This is a genomic window from Haloarcula onubensis, assembly GCF_031624605.1.
GTDB classification, from domain to species: domain Archaea; phylum Halobacteriota; class Halobacteria; order Halobacteriales; family Haloarculaceae; genus Haloarcula; species Haloarcula onubensis.
This window is the reverse complement of record NZ_JAMQOS010000006.1, coordinates 179,890-199,069: the sequence shown is the minus strand read 5'-3', so window position 1 is coordinate 199,069 and position 19,180 is coordinate 179,890. Positions and strand designations below refer to the sequence as shown.

Sequence of the window (19,180 nt, the reverse complement as noted above, 5' to 3'; positions counted from 1 at the left end):
AAAAATTAGCCAACCGGGGCTCTCCGTATCGAGCCATCGGAAGTAGAACACCCGCACTCGTGCGTGTACGCTACCTCGGATGCAGCCACGCTCACCGTGAACTGAGACTGGTTCCTATGCAGGGTGCTCTGCCAGTGTGTTCACCAGGACGCGGTTGTAATCGGGGATGTCCGCAACGACGCGTCCCCAGACGATGTTGCCGTCGCGGAACGCCGGTTCGTCGACCCAGTTCGCGCCGGCGTTTACGAGGTCGTCCTTGATGCCGAGTGACCCCGTCGCGTCCGAGCCCTCGACGATGCCGGCGGAAATGCCGACCAGCCCGGCGTGACAGATCAACCCGACGATATTGCCGTCCTCGTAGACGTCCCGGACGAGGTCGAGTACCGATTCGTCACGGCGAATCTTGTCGGGCGTCCAGCCGCCGGGCACGAGCACCGCGTCAAACGCCGGTGGGTCGACCTCCTCGGCCGCGAACTCGGTCTCGGCGGTGAGTCCGCCGCTCTTGCCCGTGTACTCTACGCCGGCCTCCATGCCGACGACGTCGATATCTGCTCCTTCCTCTTCCATACGCATGTAGACGGCCCAGAACTCCAGGTCCTCGAATCCGGGTCCGACCAACATCGCGATTCGTGTGTTTTCCAGTTTCATGTAAGATCACCGTTGGGATTGCGAACTATACGTTCCGGCCTGTGCCGTCCATACCGGTCCGTTCGGTCGGTACCCAACCGTACATCGAAATAGACACGATTTCTTGATAATCTTGGCCCTGTTGAAACACTCAACAGTTGATAGTTTTTGATGCCGTGCTGAATTCAGAGCGCATTTCGGTCAGTGGTCTCCCACTCAAAACCAGGACTGAATATCGGTCAATACAGACGGTGAACTTACCACCTCCTAAAGCCTCGTGATAGTGCATGAGCGAGAAAAGCGAGACAGGGTCGAGCGGGAAAGACACGGGGGTAGGGATGGCAATTGGACTTGCAATCGGCGTCGCTATCGGTTTTGCTACGGACAATCTCGGACTGTGGCTCGCTATCGGAGTGGCACTTGGTGCTGCAATCGGAGCTGGACTGAGTAACCGGGAATAGAGAGATATGACTTTGATTGATGAGTAGGCACACTCATTCTAACAGCCGATTCAGAAGAACAGACTGAGAAATAATTTGGCGTGCAATATCCAATCTCCAGTAACACCGTACGAATCGCCGTATCAGTAATACCCGCGCGTGCCTTGTCCAGAGTCCTCGAAGTCTTCCGCATCGATATCCGTGGTGTCTGGCGTACTAGTCCCAATCGGATCGTTTCCGTCAACACGGGGTAGCTCCTCGATGTCGTGATTCCTCATATCGGAGAGTTCCTCTAATTCCTCATTCGGTGGGAAGTCCTCTCGCTCAACACACTCCGCATCGCGTTCAGCTGCCTTTCTCCGCGCATCTTCGACGATGTCTTTCAATTCCGCTCCGGTGAGTCCTGCAGTGTGGCTTGCGAGTTCGGCCAGGTCTTCACCGGAGAGTTCCGATGGAACAGCGGCGAGATGGACGTTCAGTATGGCATGACGTGCCTCTTCGTCGGGGAGGCCGACCTCAAAGTGAGCCGATAGTCGACCCGGACGGAGTATTGCCGAGTCGATATCAGCAGGGCGATTCGTGGCTGAGACGACGATAGCCTCGCGATTCTCCTTCGTGAGTTGGACGAGGAATTCCGAGGTCACTTTACGATCCTCTGCATGAATCGTCCCGTCACCGAGAGTACGTGCACCGAAGAGATGCTCCGCTTCATCGATAAATATCACGCAGGGGCCCAGCGCTTGCGCTTCCTGAAACAGGACCTGAATCTGTTCAGTACTGGCGTTGACCCATCTGCTAGTGACATCACCCGGTGACAGCTCCACGAAGGGAATCCCGAGTTCGCCGGCGAGTGCCCGAGCGAACATCGTTTTCCCTGTCCCTGGCGGCCCGTAGAACATGATCCCTCGAGACGGCTGGATTCCGAACCGCTCGTACCGATCATCGCCTTCGAGTGTGGTCCTCAGTGGCTTTAGAACACGCTGATTTAGCGCTTCTTTCACCTCGTAGTACCCGCCGATATCCACAAACGTAGTTTGGGAGTATCGCCAGTCGTAGGATAATTCTTCCAGAGAAACGGTCATCGGGGTTTGCGAGGATTGCTTAGCTCCCTGAACGGAATTCTCTTTTGTCGGTCCCAATCCAGATGTGATTTCCCCCTCGCTATTATCCGGATTCAAGCCTCCAGAAGCTGTGTCAGGTTCTGTTTTTGATTCTGTGCTAAATTCCTTGGTGTCATTTCGATAATGGGCACCAGCCACACCAACACAGAATACTGCAAAAAGGGCAGCTGGCACGATGTACTCACCAGTAAACCCTTGACGCAAAACTTGCTCTCCTACGTAGTCCTCGACGAAAGTCAGCGCCAACGCGAGCAACAACATTAGCGCACTACCTGTTCCAATAGGGCCGTGGAACCTATCCTTCCAAAATGAGGCTGGGATGAACATTATTCCATAGATTAACCCATACATAAGAATTCCATTGTACCCTATACTTTCATCCCAGATTTCCCATGGCTGACCAAAAGCAAATCCAAAGTATGCCGCTACAGCCATCGTAAACAAGGTCGTGAACGCGATTTTGAGCTTAAGCTGCTTCCATAGAGAGAATGATAAGAGTGGTATGACCACTATGCATATGTCTATTAGGATGAGTAGTATTGCAAGTTGAATGTATTGGAAGTAGGACATTATATTTTATGTTATTTTTACCACACGAATATCACTGACGTATCCGTTGTCTCCTTCTATCACTTCTATATTATTTGAATAGAACGGTGGTTCTAGTTAGGCGAGTGTTCCCATTGTAATCTATTCTATATTTCCTGAGTCTGCTGCCCTTCCGGCAGATGCTTTACCGAACTCGTCCAATCTTGTTTCCTCCTGAGGCCGATCTCCAGAACTCCCTTTCCCGTTCGGGCTAATCATCATATTAGATGAGGATCGCTTGGTCCCGGAATAGGCTAGGTAGGGATTCCCACCGGCCGCACCCACAAGAGCTGAGGACCCTACCTTGGTGACATTCTTGGGTATAGTGAAACCAGCCATTTTCGCCCCACTTTTCGTCTGGACTGCCGCAGTTTTTCCGTATCCAGCGGCCTTCCCTCCTCTACTCTGCCACTTTTGTTTGTCGTCAACTTTGTCAGCGGCATCTTGCATCCGCTCTCCAGCAGCCTGCTGCACTTCCGAGAGATTGACTGTCTGTGTTCCGCCGATAGCATCTTGATATGTGGCCATTGTAGCGCCGGAGTCTGAATCAGTATATACCGACGCCGAAGCCCCTTCTGCCGGTTCCTCGGGGAGAATCCCCCTGTCAGAAGCTTTCTCGAGGTTCAGTTCGCCTGAGTTGACTGCATCAGAAATGAACTCACTGGTTTCTCTTGTCTCTTCGGCCTCCTTCTTCACTGCGTCGACAGAGCGGTTGTATCGACTAACTGGATTGGCCTTATCGGCAACACCAGATGCCGTCTCGCTAACTTTGTTCACCCCGGAGCTGACGCTGTCGTCGACTTTCGATAGCGTCTGGCTCTGACCAGTAGCGAATTTTCTTCCTCGCTGCGCTACACTCCCCATACGACTGGCCAGTCCAGAACCACCACTTCCTAAGCTAGAGGCACCTGTACTGGCAGCGCTGGCGCCTGAAGCACCAGCCCCGGACGCCCCAGCGGCACCTCCTGCACCACCAGCACCACCGGCACCAGCAGCGCCGGCGCCACCGGCTGCTGCACCACCACCTGCCACAACGCCACCGACACCAGCCGTGGCGACGGTTCCGACTGCTGCAGCGGCGGCCAAGGTTGCAGTGGTCGCTACTTCCCCGACACCGAGTGGTTTTCCCGCCCAAGATATCTGTTTCCAGACGACTACGACCAGTATTATCGGGAAGATCATAATCAGAGCTATCTCCGCAGCGAGAGTTGCTGCAGTTCCAGCTATTCCGTCGGCACTCTCGACGAATCCACCGTTTTCGATGAGTGCCATCGTAAGGATGACCAGCGAGATAATGGGACCCGAAAGTAGCGCGTAGACGCCCATTTTGAGATAGGTCGCCCCGACGTTACCAACGGCTTCCAGCGGCCCTCGCCCAACGAACCAGAGAGCCACGAAGAACGGGGTTCCGATGAACACGAGATACACTATGAACCACCGAAGAAGCAGGAAGAATATCGTGAATATCACGGCTAACATCGTCAGGAAAGCCGTGAACAGAGAGATGACCATACTCAGCGTGGATGCCAAATCCCCAGCCGACTCGTAGGAACCGAAGGCCCCACCGACAGTTGGGTCGTAGTCCAGCATTCCGATCGTCACGGCATTGGTCACATCGATAGCGAACCCCCACGCCGGCTGGGAAATCCCGATGAAGAAAATCGCCATCACCAGCCGGATTATCATCTCAACGATGCTGAATTCCCTATTCTCCCCGAACGGCCATGCGACGAGTGCAACCGCGAAAAAAATAGGCAGCAGTATCAGGGAGATATCGAACACGCCGTTGAATACGTTTCCTGCAGTGGCTGATTCATACGGATTCGGGGCGACGATCAGCTGTCGAATCATCCGCTCAGTAATCGCGGATGAAAACTCGGTGGCGGCATCCTCGAATATCTCCTCGACCTCGTCGAGGAAGAACTCGACAATGCCGGTCATGACATTTCTGAATGCGTCTTCGAGTTCTCCCATTATCGATCTCCCACAGTCGAGGTCGGCTGGGTGTTCTGAGAGGGCGCTTCAGATGCGTCCAGTGTGCTATCAATACCTGACGTGTCTTCTTGGACTGGTTGAAGCGAATCGATGTCTTCACCCATTCCAGCACTAACCGCTGGTTCGCTCGGTGCTACACCACCCTCTTGCTGGGCGATGTACGCCCATGGATCGAGGTCGTTATCGAGGACGTGATGTTCGAATTCCCCGGTGTGAACCTCGATACGGCGACGGCCGTGTTCCGTGGAGGAGAGAAGACAGCCAGAAAATCCCGAGGCTTGGCCTCGAGGCGCGTCTGACTGTAGGTAGTTCACCTCTTCCGGAGAGAGGTCGAAGTACTCTCGCGTCTCCTCGGCCACTGACTGCGTGTAGAACAGCATCTTGATGTCGCAGTTATCGTAGACCTCGTGGGCCTCTGGTGTCCGGAGGAACTCGTGAGCCGTCTGGCTCATGAGCGTCAGACCGGCGTCGTAGTGCCGGGCGTGTCTGATGAAGAGGTTGATGAGATCACGCGTCGACTCCCGGCCCAGCAGATAGTGCGCCTCGTCGAAGGTGACGTCGAACCGGCTGGGTGAGCGTTTGGCCTCGAGATACGCCCAATTCAACATCGCGTGAAGAATGAGGGGCATCTCCCCGGTGTCAGCGAAGGAGCTCATATCCATCACGACGAGGCGTGAGTTGAGATCCAGATTCGTCTGCCCGTTCAAATTCTGGTTGATGCCTCCGGGCTTGAACGACTCGAATTTCGGCTCAAGCGCTTCGGCAAAGCTACGGTGTGCTTCCGATGGCTCGAATATCGCGTCAGGAACAGCGAATGGCTGTGTCCCTGCCATCTGTCCATCGGATTCTAGGATATTGAGTTCCTGTAACTGGAGGAGGTCCTCCATTGGGACAATCTCTTTCTCGAACGCTTTCGCAAAGCCGCCCACCGAGATGATTTTGACCCCGCGGATGAGGTCACCGATAGTCGGTGACTCATTCTCATAGGTGTCGTACTGCCCCATCACGATCCCTTTCGAGAGGTACGCGTAGTGCGCTGCCTGGGTCAGCATTCCTTCTTCAGCCGGTGGGACTCCGCCACTGGCTTCGAAGAGGGTGTGTAGCATCTCGACGATGGCCCGGACGGTCAGTGCATAGGTATCTTCAGTCTCGCCAATGTCTCTGTTCGGTGGTTCAAGATCCATCGGGTTGACTTTCTGATTCCCACCGAAGCGGATCACTTCTCCACCGAGCTTTTCGGCGAAATACGGGTAGTCGTCTCCAGCAGGGTCGAAGAGGACGAACTGAACATCTGGCTCACGGAGCATTCGGCGATACACCTCGCTCTTCCTGCAGTAGGACTTCCCCGACCCCGTCTTCCCGGTGATTGCGGCTGCAAAGCCGGAATGAGCGTAGCGGTCGATTACGACCGGACGGGATGTATCGTCGAATCCCAGCAGTATCCCATCTTCGTCGTAGATCGGCGGTTCGACGAGATTGAATAACGTCCCGAGTGCTTCCAATTGGACCGTGTGGGTGTTGTCGATAGTATCGGTCGCAAAGGGCGCGACTGAGCCGTTGGCTTCGAACTGCTGTCGTCGCAGGACGACCGTTTCGACATCCTGTTCGGCAAGAATGGTCTCGACCTGCGAGCGCGTTTCTGCCAGCTCCTCTTGGGACTCCCCGAGCAGTTCGATATAGACTGCAATCTGGAACATTTTCGTCTTGCCGCGGACGACGTCCTGGAGGATGCGAAGCAGGTCGTCCCGTTCGGCTTCGTCTTCCTGCAAATCGGTACGCCCCTTCTTCGCCTTCCGCATCAACGATGTCTGCGTATGGGTATATCGTGCCTGAAGCTTGTTGCGAGCCTTCTTTTGGTCCGTGGGCTCGATGTGTAGCGACAGCCTGAGGTTGGCGTCAGCCACCGTGAGGGGCACGAGCCAGCCGAGGCCGACTTTCGATGGGAAGGCTGTGACAGTTAACGTCGTCGAGATGGTGCCGTTTCGAACCTGATATTCCGGGGTTCGCTCCATCGTTTTGGGCGCGATCAGCTTCTTGTCCAAGTTCTCGCGCTCCGCAAGCGATTCAACGGGAGAGACCAGCGGGACTTCATCAGTTTGGAGTTGATAGGCCGCCCACTCGATGTTCTCGCGGTTTGGCTCCCGGTTTATCAGTTGTAGATACTCTATCGCGACTTCTGTCTCGTTCCCGGTCAGATCGTCGATAGGGATTCGTTCTTCGTCGTCGTCGGATTCCTTTCCGAATAGGACATGTAATGGGTTCATTCATCCTCTCCTGCTTGCTTTTCACCTGGCTGTTCTGCTGGCGAACCCTCTTCGCTAGATTCGCTCAGAGCCTTCTCAGACGCTTCTTCACTGTCGGCTGTTCTTGACTCCGCTTCAGTACGCTGCTCCTCGCTGTCCTGGTCTGTGGTGTCTGGCACTGCTGCTGAAATGCCAGCAGTGGTAAGTTGGCCGCCATCAGCTGCAACATCAGACACGACTTGACCGTCGTCATCAGCGTCGGATTCTACATCGATGTCTCCGTCTCGACCATCGTCACCATCAGTATGAATCGGCAGATTGAGTCGACGCTGTGAACGAATCGCTACGGCCACAGCGAAGACCAGTGCAAAGACACCAGCTGCATACACCTGAATCGTGAACGTAGTCTGTGCCGGTGCGGACAGGTCCCATTGGAAGGGATACGCCCTGACGAATAACACCGTAGCGTAGGCTGTGACAGAGAGGCCTGCTGTTCCAACCAGCTTGGCTTTCCTCTCGGTCGGCAGCAGTATGACGAGACTCAGGAGGAAGGCCGGCAGACTCACCGCCAGTCCAGCGAAGGATGCTGTTCGTGCGGTCCAGTAGATATCAGTGCCTCGCGGTGCCGCTTCCAGACTCCAGACGAATCCGCCGAGACCACCGAGCGCTACCCCCACGCTCAGGATGGCCAGAGAGAGCCCAGCGTACACTGAGGCGGGAATAATCGGCCGCTCACCGTGACCGATGGGGCCGATGTTTCTGGCATACCAGCGCAGTATGCGGTCTTTCGAGACCCGGTCAGCCAAATCTGGGTGGGCAAAGCCTCCGTCAGGAATTGGAGCTAAATGAGTCGAATCGGATTCTGGTTCAGGTTCTGGGTCTGTATCAGAAACCCGGCTGTACTCACGTCCATCGCTGTTGCTTTGATCAGAATTCGGTGTGTCACCAACGGTGTCTGCGGAGCTAAATGCGGCGGCTTCGGCCACTCCCGAGGGTCGGGTGAAATTGCTCTGTGTGAACCCGAACGCTGGCTTCTCGTTGTTGTAGACCTCGTAGAGTATCTCCAGCACAGCGGGCCGGGTATCGATTAGAGTTGTTTCGACCTGTACCTGGGGCAGTTTCGAGGCCACGTGTGAGGCGCGTGCTTTCACTTCCTCGATGTACGCGTCCTCATCTTTCTCTTCAGGTTCGCTCTCGCCCTGTATTTTAGACAGAAGCGAGTTTAGGGGACTCTCTTCGGATCGATCTTCGCCCTTGGGGACAGCCACTGCGACAAAGAACTCTCTATCTCGAATATCTGCGACGTCGATGACTTCTCTGACCCACTCTGCGTGATACTTCCGACCGTAATCTAACAGCGGGGACTCGTCAGGAGCGACATCTGAATCATCTTCGGTGTTCGATCCGATGACTACTTCATTCTCGACAGCAACTCCTTCGAGATACGGCTCAGGATTGTATGCCGTAGACATCGTCAGAATTTGTGTCGGAAACGACAAGCTCCGGAGATAGCTGAGGAACGAGCGGTAGATACTCTCTCGACGGTCAGTCGAAAGGACCAACCAGTCGGTTGGCTCGACCCGTACTATCATCGCATAGCTCGTTGGCGTCTCGATGATGCCACCATCTCGAATCGTGGTAAAGTCCATCAAGTCGAGTGTGGAACCCGACCCGTCGACGGAGCTCATCGATTCTCCACGGATTCAACAGCTGACGGGCTGTCGAAGTCACTGACACTACTTTCCTCGTGGAACGCCCGCCTGGCTTCTTCGGCGGGGTATGCGTCGTAGGTGAGCCATTGGTCTGAGGTGTCACCATGGCCGAGGCTTCCCTGGTCGGGGGTCGGCGCTTGCCAAATGAACTCTTCAGGGTCGCGAAAGTCACGGAGAATTGCCTTCATGAAATTCAATGGGCGTTGACCGGCTGGTGTCCGCCTGTAGACGAAGACACCAGTACAGACTCCGACCAAGAGTAGTGGTAGGGTGATCTGTAGCGGCAACCCGAGTGTGTACAGTATCACACACGGCAGCATCGGTGGGCCGACTGATTCCGCCAACTTTCGGACTTCGTAGCCACCGATCTTTGATTTCAGCAGATTCGAGGCCATCGGGATATCTTGGCTCACGGAGAATCCTCCGCACAATCCGTTTGGTCTCTGCCCGACGGGAGGCCGAGCTGTTGCTCGGTCGCGACGAGCTGCTGTTCAGCTTTCAACATTAGGCCCCGCCACGTCAGGCCCAGGTCCTCTCGAACGGTGACGAGCCACTCATACTCGTCTGCATCGGAAATCTCGATTCGGGTCCTGTGGCTGGCAGGTGTCTCGGATGGCATCAGAACTGCCCCTCATCGAACTCGAGAGGATACTCGTCATATCCATAGTACGGGTCGACTGAGTCGAACTGACCGTCGTGAGTTTCCTCACCCTCGTGCCATGGATCGGAAATTGGTTCGTCCTCAAACGCCTGGCTGTGGGTCTCTAAAGACTCGAACGTTTCATGTTCGCCATCCCTGGATTCATTGCTTGGTTCCTCACCACTGTTGCTTAGTGATTCGTGTGACTGGAAGGACCTTGGACCAGCATCGCGATCTTCGTCGACCGATGAAACATCACTGGACGACCTGGTTGTATCGTGTGGACCGCCTTCCTTGTCGACATCTGCTTCATCATTAGCAGAGAATCCCTGGTCACTACTGGAGCATTCTGCTGTCCGGTCGAGGGTGCTCACCGGGCTGGTGGAGGACGATGGGTTGGTATGGGCCCGTAGGATCGCTTGGACGAGGTCGGTGCTTGCTGCGTCTTTCGCGCCTGCGAGGAGTACGCCGCGCCACAACAGCCCGTGGCGTTCACGGAGGTCACGGATTCGTTCGTATTCTTCGGCAGAGTGCCAGTCAATTTGTACTTCGGGCATTGTCGGGTGTCCTTACTATTGAGCGGACTAGCCTCGCTTACACGCTCACGAACCGCCTGGAGGGCGGGCATCGCATTGTCGTGTGATTAGGGGGATTTTAGCGGGCTTTTCCGTTGGATGGTCTCTGTCGGTAAATGATATAGTGGTAACAGGATTGCAAGGATTGTAACATTACAACCGTTGCAATCTGTGAGTCTACTTGCTGTAGGTCGCCCTCTCTGTGCGTACTCAGTTGACAGCGGGTTCCGCCGCTGGCAGCTCCTCCATCCCTCCAATGACATTCGAATCAACAGACCTGCTCGGGCATCTCATTCCCGTAGTTTCCAGTATCGGGTGGTTCCCCGCGTTTGGAGCAACGGCCGACGTATCGACATCTGCTATTCTTTCTCAGCTCCTCCATCTTAGCCCTGAGTGGGTAGCTGTGAGCCAGCAGCCGCTGGGAATGTTGCTCACATACCCACTCGGTGGCAGTTTCGACACCGTCGTGACTTTCCTCAGTGGGCACAGCGGAATTGTTGACGAGATCGCCAGCGCCGCTGCGATGCCCGCGTGGTTCGGAACATCGATGCAGACACTCGGACTGATTCTACTCATTGTCGGAGCGATGGCGTGGGCCGTCAGTCCAAGTACTCGAACGCGAGAACGGGGCTTCTACCTCGTATCCTCCGGATTCGTCCTCGCGATTGTCGGTTACGGATTCGAAACATTTCAGGAGTTGATTCAATATGTCTTCACCGCCTGACGAGGGGAACTCATCCTTCGCTCGTATCTTGTCCTGCTCGAGGACTTGGTCGCACTCGGTGGCGGCCTTTCGACAGAGATTCATCTTCGCTGTCCTCCTCCCAGCTATCGTTTTCAGTTCAGTCACGATGCCCGTCAGCGCGACTTCGCTTGACCCTATCTACGAAGTCCCGACACCCAGTCCCGGTGTAGAAACGTCCCACGACGGGACTTTTCGGATTCTGGCGAATAACGACGAAGATGTCTCACCATCGTATTTTGACTCAGACCCAGGTACTGATGAGACATATCTTGGGTACCCCAGTGCGCTTGGTGATGAGGTAATGCCATCCGCAGATGCACTCTACGCGACGACGACAGGCGATGTTTACCGGACACATCTCTCTGATTCTGGGCCTATCCCATATCAGGACGAGTGGGTCACGTATACCGAATGGCAACGCTCGGGTGGAACGCCAGCCAGATTTTACCCAGTTAGCTCTGATTCGACGGTCCCAACAGACGCATCTGGGCAGTGGCAAGTCGTCACTCGAAACCGGAATTTAGAGCCTCGGACGGTCTACAACGCGCAAGTCTACAGGAATCCTCTCACCGACGAGCTTGAGATACTGAACTCCGATGATGCACTGGTCTATACCGCTCGCAGTGCGACCATTCAGGAACGGTATCTGCACATTCGGGACCAGTACTTGCAATACAGCGATGATTCCTCCAGAGCAGCCGTCCCGATGTTTGATGGGGAAGAGGTATATCCCACAGCAAGCGGTGGGTCTGTTCCGCTCCCGCACGGACCCGGTAGTGCTGAAACAATATCGGATGCCTGGATTGGGATTTCCGATGTTCGGGAGAGCGCGTGGTATCGCGACTCCTACGTCACTGATAACGCCGACCTCGGAGCGTATATTTTGTACGACTATCGGGCCAATGCTCCCGATGACTTCACAAGCAGGTCAAGCTGTACCCGTACTCACACCGTCACCCGAACAGTTACCGTTGGGAACGAGACAAAGACTGTCACGGATACGCATACGCACAGGTATCCCCGGACTCGATGGGCTGAGTTCGACCTCGTCGATTCGAGTGCGACCGTCACTTCCGTCTCCTTAGATGGGACGGGCTACGATGGTGACTTTGCACTCGTCGAACAGGAGGAAGGCGTCTGGATGGCGACCGATGGAGGAAGGGACCGCTCAGCTGAGTTCATCCCCGGTGAATACGAACTCACCGCGACCCTAGAAGTCGAGTCCGAGGTCGAAGCCCGGTGGGGTGTACGGAGTAGCCGATGCAGTGAATATGAACGCTCTCAGAGCTATACCCGGACGCTAACTCGAAGTCACTCCGTCCCGGTGACTATCGTGGACACAGACGCGTCGGGTCTTGAGATAGATGTCACCGTCCTCGACGGCGTCGAATCGGACCGGACAATCGTGCAATGGGATGGGGACCAGGACCTCACTGGCGCTCCGTGGAGTTCGATCGAACTCGAAATTGGCGACGCCACTTTCAGTGTTGATTCACCGTGGCGATTCTACGGAGTCTCACAGACAACGCACATTGAGGAACGGAGTGGTAGTGCCAGCGAGACATATCCAGTCACCCACACTCAGGGTGACGCCTGGCCTGCGCTCGTGCATACGGTGACCAGCGTCGGTAACGTGTCCGTGTCTGCGGCCTACGGGCCAGATGGCGAATACGGTGGCTTGTGGATTGAAGATGAGACCGCGATTGACGAGGAAATTCCGGGAACAGAGCTACCCGCGGGTGTCGTCGACGAAGCCAACGGTTCACCGACGTATCTGTTCGAGAGGCTCGAAGGGGAATTCAGGCCACGAGATGCAAGAGTCGACGAAGCGCTGAATGTTCGGGCCTCGACGGTCTTCGATACCCAGGTTCCGGATGCGAATATTGACGCCCATATCGTGACATCTGAACTTTCGGAACTGGTCGTCGCCGACACCGTACCGGGAGACGACCCGAGCGACAGGCGTGTCCTCCTCCGGTTAACTGATCCCGATGGAAATCCAATACCGAACCGCGAGATTTCACTGAGCGGCGCCGTTGACGAGACCGTGACGACGAATGGAGACGGCGAGGCGTGGACGACGCTCGATGGGCCATATCTTCGCGCTTCGTATACTGGCGATGATCTGGCTGGTAGTGATGGGCGATACTACGAGGGCGATTTCACGACCTATATGGCGCCTTATTCGTACGATGGCTGGGGAGCAACAGGGACGGTTGAACGGTATCTTGAGGCGGCTATCGGCAGCGTGCTCATGTTCGTCGAATGGATTGCGCTCGGACTCCTGGCCTTCTGGTGGCGAAAATATATCAACATGAGAGAGGCTCCCCAATGACGAGCGAATCCGGTTGCTGTGATTTGACCAGTGTCGTGAGGCAATTCCATGTCTAGCGTCGACGGCATCGTGACACCTGCTGAAGCACTGGCGTCGATTGCTAACGTGCTTGGGTACTACGGGACGCTTATCGCGCTCATCGTCGGTCTCGTCGGCTGGGTGAGTGCGACCCGAGATCCCGCGAGACAAGCTCGCTTCCGTGGGATGGCCGTTGCTGGTGCTCTGGGCCACGTGGTTATCATCGGCGTTGAAGCGCTCTATGCGACAATCCGCTTCATCATGGGAACTGAGTTCCTGCCCGATGGCTGGCCGTATGGGACATCTCTCTCCGCATCGGGAGAGAGTGATCTGATACTCCTTTCAGAAGCGCTCAGTGGGTTGCTGTATCATCTGGGTCTGGCGATATTCATCATCGGCATCACTGCGTGGGCCTTTGGACATATCGGGCGTGAAGGTTCGCTCAGGAGCAATACTGGGGTGACTCTCGGGCTGGTAATGATTGCTACCTCAATTGGCGGGAATCTGTTCAGTGTATTTGCCTATATCCTGCTGTGAAACCCCTTGGAGTCAAGCTCCGAAGCACTCGCTTTGTTTCCTCTGTAGGCTTAGTGAGCAGTCTTCAGCTGAAAACACGAGAAGCCCCTCTAAGTCGGGCGTTCGAACTATATTGGAGATGCTGGTAGTTTCCACGGGATTCTAAGGTAGGACCCTGCTTCACACCGCCTCACGCCGACTCGCGTGTAACAGGAGGATGCCGAGGCCGACGAACCAGACGATCTGGGTAATCCCGAAGATGCCGCCGCCGACTTCGCCGAGTGCCGGGATGGCTGAGAGGATGCCTGCCGTACCGACCACGAGACCGACGTAGTTCAGCGCCCGGTGTAGTGCCCGTGCCCGTAGTGCGACCACGCTTACGAGAAGGGTCCAGATACCGCCGACGATTTCGTTGCCGCCACCAAGCCCGTCGATGACCGGACTGACCGCTAGCCAGACCGTCGTTGCTTGGGTCGGGTCCGTGCCGTACAGATCGACGACCACGCCCGTGGCGATGTTGGCGACCATCCCACTGGCGATGACGAGTCCGGCCCAGATCAGTCCAAACGCGGTCGTCGCGCCCATCAGCATTGGTGCGTCGGGCTTGAGACGTGCGTGGAGGGACAGGACGAGCGCGACCAGAACGACGCCGAAGACCACATAGATGAGTAGGTACATCGCGTACAGACTCGTCTGGTTCGCCACGAGCAGTTCGACCTGCTGGAGCGGCGTGCGGACCGTCGCAAAGTCGAGAACCACGAGGAAGTACACGATGCCGGCCACGTAGATTGCCGCTTCCGTCAGCGAGGCCAGACCACCGACTCTCAAATAGTCCCACCGACTTACACCGGTCGGCCGCTCAATACCTTCGACTGCTTGGTTAGTTGACGATGCCACTTCATATCACCGCTATTATAATAGTTGTCTGAGAGGATAAACGTATCGCAGGCGTCTACACTCATCACTCGTACTGTACTCGTTACTGTCCGGACCATCTAGAGGTGGTCGTCATCTGATCCATGATTGACAAACAAGATTGTCCACAGCCGATCGGGTATGTCTGGGCTGTGGACTACCTGACCGGATTCCGACCGAGCACTGTCGAGACTCTGGCGAGCACGCTCAAGAGAGGGCGCTGCAGCCACCATGGGACCGCCGCGAGACGCACGTCCGCCCGGTAGTGGGAGAGCACCGACGCCACCGCGAGTAAGTCCGGCTCCCCACCTGCATTGGCTTCATATAGCGCCCGAATCGCGGCTTCGAATTCGCCCGGCGGACGTAGCGTCGTCCGAACCACAAGCGTGTCGCTGCCGCTGTTCCGGATACTATGGGCCTCACCGATCTCGATAGTCAACGCCTCGCCAGGAAGCAGCGTGTATATTTCGCCGCGTACCGTTACGTCGGCTTGACCCGCTACGACCTCCGAGCGTGCCTCCGCCCGCGGGTGAAGACGGGCGGGCCCACTGTCTATTCCCGGTGGAAGAACACCTTCCATCAGCAAGTACGCGCCCTGCTTGTCGACACTATGTTCAAGGAAGGTGATAGACGCCCCCGTCGACACGTCCTCAACGGTATTTGGATACCCAGGTAGAGTGTCGCTCGTGGGGCCATCAGGTGCTATCGACTGCTGCGTATCTGTTCGAGATTCCATTCAATCTAGTAGCACTCCGGCAAGCCTAACCATTCCGCACAATTTGGCCCCACTTATTATCTCAGCCCGTTTTCTTTGGAGAAAATCTCAGTGCCAGTTCGTGAAGGACAACCGGTCGCCTATTGACGATTTTCAGGCTGCTTCGACCGCCTCGCCCAGCCGTTCCTCGACGAACACAGCGAACTCATCGGCAAACGACACGACCGATTCCCAGTCGGTGAGTTCAGCGTCTCCTGACTCGTCCATCTCGAATTCTTGATTTCTCACGATGAATTTCAGCAGCGCTCGCTTGAGAAAGCCGTACTCTGAGAAGCGTAGCGCGCCGCCGAAGAGAGCGATTCTGTCGGGTTGCCAGTTCGTGTCATCGATAAACTTGTCAAGGTATCCCGTCGCCTCCGAGAGCCCCTCTTCATTCTTCGCCCCGGACGCACCGGAGACTTGGAAGAATCCGTTCGGCTTTCTCACCAGTACGTCGCGGTTCGTTTTGACCCACCTCCGAACTGACTTCTGTTGTCTCCCATAGTGGACTGACGCGCCGACTAAGACGGCGTCAAACTCGTCGAGATTGAGTTCGGAATCGATCTCCGCGACGTTCACCGTCGTTGCCTTGTGGTCGCGGGCTTTGAATTCCTCCGTGATACTGTCAGCTATCTTCGCGGTCTGTCCCTCGCCAGTTCCAAACACAGTAAGGATAGTGGCCATACCTGTAATAACGTCGCCATCAATCAAATACTAGCTGCAGACCCTCGTGGGCAACCAATCTGTGGTTAATGTTCTACGCTGCGTCACTATTCTGATTTCTATCAAGCGGAACTCTACAGTGAATCCCATCGCTCACTTGATCCTCTGTACGCAGAGTACCTTGACGACCTACTCGAAGTCTACCAGAAGGACGTGACCGACTCGGCGCGCGAACTACACGACCATTCCCGGTGAGCAAAGCCGTAACTTCGTCCGTAATGGTGAGGAAATGGGACACGAAAAAAGAGTCCTTTAGAAACGGGTACCTCCGAAAGACCACATCACAGCCGCCGCTTGTTGTTCTCGTCGTATGCTCGGAGGTCCTGCGCCGCGAGTGTGACCGTTCGTTCGATCCGCTTTTGCCTGGTCTCGTCTGTCTTAGCCTCCTTGACGGCCGCGATGAAAGCATGCTGGTCCGTATTTGAGAAGTTCTGGAAGTTCTCCCAAGCGGTTTCGTCCGCACGCAGCGCTGCCTCCAGTTCGGCCGGGACGTTGTGGTCGTCGCCGAGGCGATAGGCAGCCGCCCACTCGCCCGTTTCCTTCGCCACTTCGACGAGTTCCATTCCGACCGGGGTCATCTTTCCCGCCTTGATCATCGCGCTGACCCGCTCCTTGTTCGCCTTCGACCACTTGCTGTCGGGGCTCCTGGGCGTGAACCGACGAGTGTACGTCTCATCGTCGATGCCCTTGACCAGGCCGTCGACCCACCCGAAGCAGAGCGCTTCCTCAACTGACTCGTCGTAGCCGATACCGACTCGCTCGGCATCGGCCTTGTAGTAGCCCACCCACAGCTCCTCTGCCGTGTCGTGGTACTCTTCTAGCCAGGTACGGAACTCGTTCTGAGACTCGAAGAACAGTGGGTCCATGCAGTAAGAAAGGCACCATATATCAAGAAACCTACTCTAAACGTGGGCGCTAATGGAGATTCTCAGAGGATTCGGGGTGGGATACTGTCTACAGTAACACCGTCGCTACTACTGACCGCCCCGAACACGTCTTGACATAGCGACCACCCGTGCTGAATTCACGCTGTGTATTCAGCAGTTCCTTTCCAAATTACTCGGCTTCTGTCAGTAACGCTGTGACCGATACAGAGGGTGCGTGTAGCAACTTCACCTCTTGTCTTTTCGGTCACTCCCAATGAGTCCTCCGTGCGAATGAACTCCTTACAAGAGCGGTGAACTGAACCCGACCGGCTCAATCACACTAAGATGAGCTCGGGCCTGAGGAAGCCGATCACGAGAATACTCGCCAGTACAGCGATCGCTGTGAGTCGCAGGGCACCAGAAGCCCGTCGTCGAGATTTCGGCAAGGACTCGGCAATGCCGGAGAGGGCCATCCCGGCACCAATAACTAGTGTGGCATAGTAGAGGGTCGCTCCTTTTAGAATGACGTAGTACGCTTGCTGCCCGGCTATTAGAAGTGCGCCACAGAGGAACACCAGTCCAAGCCCTCTGGAGGGCTCGCCGAACACGGTCTCATCGATAATGGAGGGCATCAAGCGTGTTGTCTCCGGCGACGTTCAAATATTGCGGGATTTGCGTACCCGCCGCTGAGACGAGTATAGTGTGATCGTGAAACGGTGCTGATGGCGCTGACCGACTCGCGCGTTACATCTTGCACGGAACTCAGGAAACCTATTAAAATTGTCAGGACTGTAGTGGTTCAATACAGCGGGCGCATTTATCGGTGCAGTCTGTGTACGTTCTTCTGTATGCCTGAAGAAGTCCTGTTCAAATCAGAGAGCGACCAGAGTAGAGAAGAGATTGCATCGTACCTCCGGAAAGTCGCGGACAATCTCGAGAGCGGAGACCCTATCAACCTGAAAACAGGCTCGGAGTCTGTATCACTGAATCCCCCTACACGGCCGACCTTCGAGGTCAAAGCTGAACGCGAGGGTCCGGCTGGCAACATGACCGAACGCAGTATCGAGTTCGAACTCGAATGGGACGAGAACGACGGTCGGGAGGGCAGCAAAAGTGGTGAGTTAGAAATCGAGTAGTCGCTCCACTCTCACATTGAGTAGATGATTTGACGGGAATCGCCTGAAAGAATCAGATTCGACGTCCCGAATTCCTTCTCTGTATTCATCACTACTTTCGAGAACGGTCTCCAGCGGAAGAGGTGAAAAGGTCTGCTCACCTATAGTACTCGTTTCTATTCGCCGTCTTCCTCTAGTTCTGAGAGTCCAATCGGCAGGTGTGGGCTCTGCAGTTCTTCACTCTGCGGGAACTTCATCGAGTCGAGGATTTCGTTGAGCGCTTCGTCGTATGACCGATTGACCAGTGGATTCCGGTGCTTGAAGGCCGTCATTCTCGCGTACGTGTCCGGCTTCAGTGGAATATTCTGATAGCGTGGAGTCTTCTTCTGTTCAGCGTTGGAGTCTGCTTTTCGGGTATTTGCTGACATCTATCGCTCCGGGTAACACATCGCGCTTAGGAGGGTGCGAGTGTATGGCAACTACCTTGGCACAATGATGTATTAAACATTTCCACACAAAATCAACACTATCAGTGGGGTAAGAGTGCCATTTTGTAATATTACAATAGTTGCAACTTACTTTTGTTTATCATATCGACTCTCCTAAAGAAGGACGGGAAAATGAACATCCTCCGAACATCCCGACCGGTCAAGAGCATCTCCACGGCGCTTATCGCACTGCTAGTACTCGTCCCCCTGATGGTGGCCCCAGTGGCCGCACAGGAGGTTGGTGGTGACCCGGATGACGTCACTGGCGATGCAGGCACAGATAACTTCGAAGGAATCCTGAACAACATGTACGATGTCGTGATGACTGGCCTCCGCTATGTGGGTCTCATCGCGCTCGCTGCCGGTGGTGTCCTCTACTTCACTGCCCGCAAAAACAGTGACCGAGCTGAGAATGGCATGAAAATCGGTATCGGTGGAGCTGCACTCACGCTGTTCTACTTCGGCATGAACACTGTCATCGGCCTCCTCGAATACATCGCTGGAGGGGCGTAATCGTACCCAGTCGAGAACTGGGATTCAGCCATCATCCAGAGTGCAGTACTGAGTATAATCACAACGAAGCTCACTCACGAGGTCCGGACACCGAGGCCTTGCACTTCTGTGGGCATTATCGAGCAGTCTCAGCACTCACACTGTGACTGACATACTAGCGTAATGATTGAAACCGAAATCCCCCGACAGAACAACATCTGGTGCGAGAATTCGAGCGTTACAGAGCCCAGTGAAAGCTGGTTCAAACCCAA

At 55.4% G+C, this 19,180-nt stretch carries 20 protein-coding genes; 6 read left to right on the top strand and 14 right to left on the bottom strand.

The window, feature by feature from the left end; genetic code table 11:
- Nucleotides 1–114: 114 nt before the first annotated feature.
- Nucleotides 115–648 carry a type 1 glutamine amidotransferase domain-containing protein gene (locus NDI86_RS17535; protein ID WP_310901670.1) on the bottom strand — a complete coding sequence of 178 codons (534 nt, stop codon included), beginning with the start codon at nucleotides 646–648 and terminating at the stop codon, nucleotides 115–117.
- Nucleotides 649–914: 266 nt separating this feature from the next.
- Between NDI86_RS17535 and NDI86_RS22255 the strand changes: the two genes are divergently transcribed.
- Nucleotides 915–1,088 (top strand): glycine zipper domain-containing protein, encoded by a 174-nt coding sequence (locus NDI86_RS22255; RefSeq protein ID WP_470303453.1) that lies wholly within the window; start codon nucleotides 915–917, stop codon nucleotides 1,086–1,088.
- A gap of 122 nt (nucleotides 1,089–1,210) precedes the next feature.
- Here NDI86_RS22255 and NDI86_RS17530 read toward each other — a convergent pair whose 3' ends face one another.
- The 7 genes from NDI86_RS17530 to NDI86_RS17500 form a co-directional block, all read right to left on the bottom strand.
- Nucleotides 1,211–2,758, bottom strand: coding sequence for an ATP-binding protein (locus NDI86_RS17530; protein ID WP_310901669.1), 1,548 nt, complete (start codon nucleotides 2,756–2,758; stop codon nucleotides 1,211–1,213).
- Nucleotides 2,759–2,878: 120 nt separating this feature from the next.
- Nucleotides 2,879–4,750 (bottom strand): hypothetical protein, encoded by a 1,872-nt coding sequence (locus NDI86_RS17525; protein ID WP_310901668.1) that lies wholly within the window; start codon nucleotides 4,748–4,750, stop codon nucleotides 2,879–2,881.
- Nucleotides 4,750–7,035, bottom strand: coding sequence for a VirB4 family type IV secretion system protein (locus tag NDI86_RS17520; RefSeq protein WP_310901667.1), 2,286 nt, complete (start codon nucleotides 7,033–7,035; stop codon nucleotides 4,750–4,752). Before NDI86_RS17520 ends, NDI86_RS17525 begins: the two co-directional genes overlap by 1 nt.
- Nucleotides 7,032–8,663, bottom strand: a complete 1,632-nt coding sequence (locus tag NDI86_RS17515; RefSeq protein WP_310901666.1) for a cell division protein CdpA domain-containing protein — start codon at nucleotides 8,661–8,663, stop codon at nucleotides 7,032–7,034. The genes NDI86_RS17520 and NDI86_RS17515 overlap by 4 nt, the downstream gene beginning before the upstream one ends.
- Nucleotides 8,664–8,698: 35 nt before the next feature.
- Nucleotides 8,699–9,139, bottom strand: a complete 441-nt coding sequence (locus NDI86_RS17510; RefSeq protein WP_310901665.1) for a hypothetical protein — start codon at nucleotides 9,137–9,139, stop codon at nucleotides 8,699–8,701.
- A complete protein-coding gene (locus NDI86_RS17505) occupies nucleotides 9,136–9,345 on the bottom strand; it encodes a hypothetical protein (protein ID WP_310901664.1) in 210 nt (69 codons plus the stop codon). The genes NDI86_RS17510 and NDI86_RS17505 overlap by 4 nt, the downstream gene beginning before the upstream one ends.
- Nucleotides 9,345–9,923, bottom strand: coding sequence for a hypothetical protein (locus NDI86_RS17500; RefSeq protein WP_310901663.1), 579 nt, complete (start codon nucleotides 9,921–9,923; stop codon nucleotides 9,345–9,347). Before NDI86_RS17500 ends, NDI86_RS17505 begins: the two co-directional genes overlap by 1 nt.
- A gap of 274 nt (nucleotides 9,924–10,197) precedes the next feature.
- On the opposite strand from NDI86_RS17500, the gene NDI86_RS17495 reads away from it, so the two are divergent.
- The 3 genes from NDI86_RS17495 to NDI86_RS17485 all read left to right on the top strand — a co-directional run bounded on the left by NDI86_RS17495 (nucleotide 10,198) and on the right by NDI86_RS17485 (nucleotide 13,576).
- Nucleotides 10,198–10,665: a hypothetical protein gene (locus NDI86_RS17495; RefSeq protein ID WP_310901662.1), complete on the top strand. Its 468-nt coding sequence runs from the start codon at nucleotides 10,198–10,200 to the stop codon at nucleotides 10,663–10,665.
- Nucleotides 10,666–10,987: 322 nt separating this feature from the next.
- Complete coding sequence (locus NDI86_RS17490) at nucleotides 10,988–13,021, top strand: Ig-like domain-containing protein (RefSeq protein WP_310901661.1); 2,034 nt, start codon at nucleotides 10,988–10,990, stop codon at nucleotides 13,019–13,021.
- Nucleotides 13,022–13,069: 48 nt separating this feature from the next.
- Nucleotides 13,070–13,576 carry a hypothetical protein gene (locus NDI86_RS17485; protein WP_310901660.1) on the top strand — a complete coding sequence of 169 codons (507 nt, stop codon included), beginning with the start codon at nucleotides 13,070–13,072 and terminating at the stop codon, nucleotides 13,574–13,576.
- A 159-nt stretch (nucleotides 13,577–13,735) separates the two neighbouring features.
- Here the strand turns inward: NDI86_RS17485 and NDI86_RS17480 are convergent, their stop codons facing one another.
- The 5 genes from NDI86_RS17480 to NDI86_RS17460 form a co-directional block, all read right to left on the bottom strand.
- Nucleotides 13,736–14,383, bottom strand: a complete 648-nt coding sequence (locus tag NDI86_RS17480; protein WP_310901659.1) for a hypothetical protein — start codon at nucleotides 14,381–14,383, stop codon at nucleotides 13,736–13,738.
- A 244-nt stretch (nucleotides 14,384–14,627) separates the two neighbouring features.
- Entirely contained in the window at nucleotides 14,628–15,206 is a 579-nt protein-coding gene (locus tag NDI86_RS17475) for a cupin domain-containing protein (RefSeq protein WP_310901658.1), read from the bottom strand.
- A gap of 132 nt (nucleotides 15,207–15,338) precedes the next feature.
- Complete coding sequence (locus NDI86_RS17470) at nucleotides 15,339–15,908, bottom strand: flavodoxin domain-containing protein (protein WP_310901657.1); 570 nt, start codon at nucleotides 15,906–15,908, stop codon at nucleotides 15,339–15,341.
- Between the two features lie 320 nt (nucleotides 15,909–16,228).
- Nucleotides 16,229–16,813, bottom strand: a complete 585-nt coding sequence (locus NDI86_RS17465; RefSeq protein ID WP_310901656.1) for a YdeI/OmpD-associated family protein — start codon at nucleotides 16,811–16,813, stop codon at nucleotides 16,229–16,231.
- Nucleotides 16,814–17,148: 335 nt separating this feature from the next.
- Complete coding sequence (locus tag NDI86_RS17460; protein ID WP_310901655.1) at nucleotides 17,149–17,445, bottom strand: DUF8011 family protein; 297 nt, start codon at nucleotides 17,443–17,445, stop codon at nucleotides 17,149–17,151.
- Between the two features lie 216 nt (nucleotides 17,446–17,661).
- Here NDI86_RS17460 and NDI86_RS17455 point away from each other — a divergent pair, with 216 nt between their 5' ends.
- A complete protein-coding gene (locus NDI86_RS17455) occupies nucleotides 17,662–17,949 on the top strand; it encodes an amphi-Trp domain-containing protein (protein WP_310901654.1) in 288 nt (95 codons plus the stop codon).
- 155 nt (nucleotides 17,950–18,104) lie between these two features.
- On the opposite strand, the gene NDI86_RS17450 is transcribed toward NDI86_RS17455, so the two are convergent.
- Entirely contained in the window at nucleotides 18,105–18,356 is a 252-nt protein-coding gene (locus NDI86_RS17450) for a hypothetical protein (RefSeq protein WP_310901653.1), read from the bottom strand.
- A 192-nt stretch (nucleotides 18,357–18,548) separates the two neighbouring features.
- On the opposite strand from NDI86_RS17450, the gene NDI86_RS17445 reads away from it, so the two are divergent.
- A complete protein-coding gene (locus NDI86_RS17445) occupies nucleotides 18,549–18,929 on the top strand; it encodes a hypothetical protein (protein WP_220589692.1) in 381 nt (126 codons plus the stop codon).
- Nucleotides 18,930–19,180 lie beyond the last annotated feature (251 nt).